Annotated in this window: 2 protein-coding genes; both read left to right on the forward strand. The window is 61.1% G+C overall.

Going from position 1 to position 2,277, the window contains the following annotated elements:
* Positions 1 to 794 (forward strand): NYN domain-containing protein (locus IRZ31_RS21250; protein WP_297157745.1); only part of this gene is annotated, 794 nt, incomplete at its 5' end.
* Between the two features lie 211 nt (positions 795 to 1,005).
* Positions 1,006 to 2,073 (forward strand): M42 family metallopeptidase, encoded by a 1,068-nt coding sequence (locus IRZ31_RS21255; RefSeq protein ID WP_297157746.1) that lies wholly within the window; start codon positions 1,006 to 1,008, stop codon positions 2,071 to 2,073.
* Positions 2,074 to 2,277: the final 204 nt, after the last annotated feature.

Raw genomic sequence — 2,277 nt, forward strand, 5'->3', positions numbered from 1 at the left:
CCCAAGGCCAGCCCCCCAGCGGCCCCCTCTCCCACCATCATGGCGGCTCCGGGTCTGGTCCTCTGGGATATTCCCATCAGCAGCATAGCGGCGGCACCGGCCACTTGCCCGCCATCGGGCCCGGCACCAACGCCATCGTGCAAAGCACGATCGTTCAGAGTACCGTCGATCTGAATATGCTGATGGACATCATCGAGACGGTCTTCGACCGCCCCTCGATCTCTACCTTTGTCCTGATGACGGGCGATAAGGATTTTACCCGCATCTGCGCTCGCCTGAAGCTACGTCTAAATAAAACGGTGATTGTTGTTGGGATACCGGGAACCGTCAGCCGGGATCTGATTAGCAGCGCCAACCAGTTTGTTCCTTTGGTCCCAGGCATCGCCTCGGCCTCATCGACGAATACTGGCAGTGGCTATCTCCCTGCTGTCTCGTCGGGCAGCACGGGCCACATGCCTGCCGTGCACCCGGGGACGAATCCCCACATGCCGGCAGTGAATCCGCAGCCGCCGATCGATGTGCTGGACCCGCAATTCTTGCAGTTCCTCGACTACATCGATCGCAACTGGTCCTGGCGCACAGTCATGGGCGTGGCGAATTTCATCGGCGATCCGCTGAATCCGAAGAACCGCTTCCGCGGTCGCCTGACACGCGAATCGGCGCGCGAGTTGCTCCATACTTGTATCCAGCGAGGTATCTTGCTGGTCCAGACCGATGCCAGCGGAGCTGAGGATCTCCGCCTCAACCGCTCCCACCCCGAGGTGGAAGAGGTGCTGAAGCAGTTCGTGCGCTGACATCAAGCAGGGAAGAAACGGTCAGGGAGGTCCGTGTTGCTGAGCGCTGCCCTCTCGCCACTAACCCGCGCCCTCGTCGCGCGGTCTATTCGCCTCGCCCAAGGTCCAGGCGCCTGGTAGCTGTAAAGCGCCAGGCGCTTTCGTTTCTGCTCTGTGTGTTCTCTTCTACTTTTTCCGGTTTTCACTGCTGTTTACGATGGAGTCTGCTTGTATGGAAGAAGAGTCTCACCTCTCTCTGCTCGAAGAGCTAGTTGAGCGTCCCAGTCCCTCGGGTTTTGAACAGCCCGTTCAGGAGGTGGTGCGCCGCGAGTGCGCTCGCTATGCTGATCAGGTGACAACCGATGTGCATGGGAATGTGATCGCTGCCCTGCATCCCGAAGGCCGCCCTCGCCTGATGCTGACGGCCCACTGTGACGAGCTGGGCTTGATGGTGCGTTACATCGATGAGCAGGGCTTTCTGTACTTCGCCCCGATCGGAGGCTTCGATCCAGCAACGCTGCCCGGCGAACGGGTGCTGCTTCATACGGCTTCAGGCCCTGTGCCTGGCGTCATTGGGGTGAAGCCTATTCATCTGCAAGAGGAAGAGGAGCGGGGCAAGGCTCCCTCACTGAAACAGCTCTGGATCGATATCGGGGCGAGCAGTAAGAAGGAGGCCGAGGAAATCGCCCCTCCTGGGACGGTGGCCACTCGGGCGGCCCGGCTCCAGCCCCTGCGCGGTCGGCTGGTAACGGCGCGCGGCCTGGATGATAAGGCCGGCCTCTATGCAGTGCTGGAGACACTGCGCCAGGTCTCTGCGCAGCGCGAGCAGCTGCAGACCGCCCTCTACGTGGTTTCGGCAGTGCAGGAGGAAATTGGTTCCCGCGGCGTACGCACCAGCGCTTACGAAGTGCAGCCGGAGCTGGCTATTGTGGTCGATGTGATGCCAACAGCTGATCATCCCCAGACTTCCAAGCAGGAGATTGGCGATGTCCGACTCGGAGCCGGTCCGGTGCTGACGATCGGAGCCCACGTGAATCCACGCGTCTATGAGCTGCTGGTGCAGGCGGCCCGCGAGGCTGGACTGCGCTATCAACTCGATCCCACCCCAGGCCGAACGTCGACCGACGTGGATCTGCTCCAGGTGAGCCGCAGCGGGGTAGCGACAGGTCTGGTCAATATTCCTTGCCGCTATCTTCATACAGGCTCTGAGGTTGTCTCTCTGGAGGATGTCGAGGCAACGGCGACCCTGCTGACTCGTTTTGCTCTGGCATTGGATGCCGAGGTCAAGCTGATTCCGTAGCGTTCCTGATGTGGCAACCAGTCTGGCTCTCTGTCTAGCGGGCAGATGGAAGCATCAAGCATCCTGGCCAATCTGGTCGATTGACAACAGGACGTACACAGGAAAACCCTCTGCCTGGCCTGTGGTCGGCTGACCGGTAAGCCAGGCCAGGGCTTGGCCTGGCGCTTCCTGGGCCAGGCTGGCCCCAGCCTGGCTACAGCACCC

It is taken from the genome of Thermogemmatispora sp. (assembly GCF_019683635.1).
Taxonomy (GTDB): domain Bacteria; phylum Chloroflexota; class Ktedonobacteria; order Ktedonobacterales; family Ktedonobacteraceae; genus Thermogemmatispora.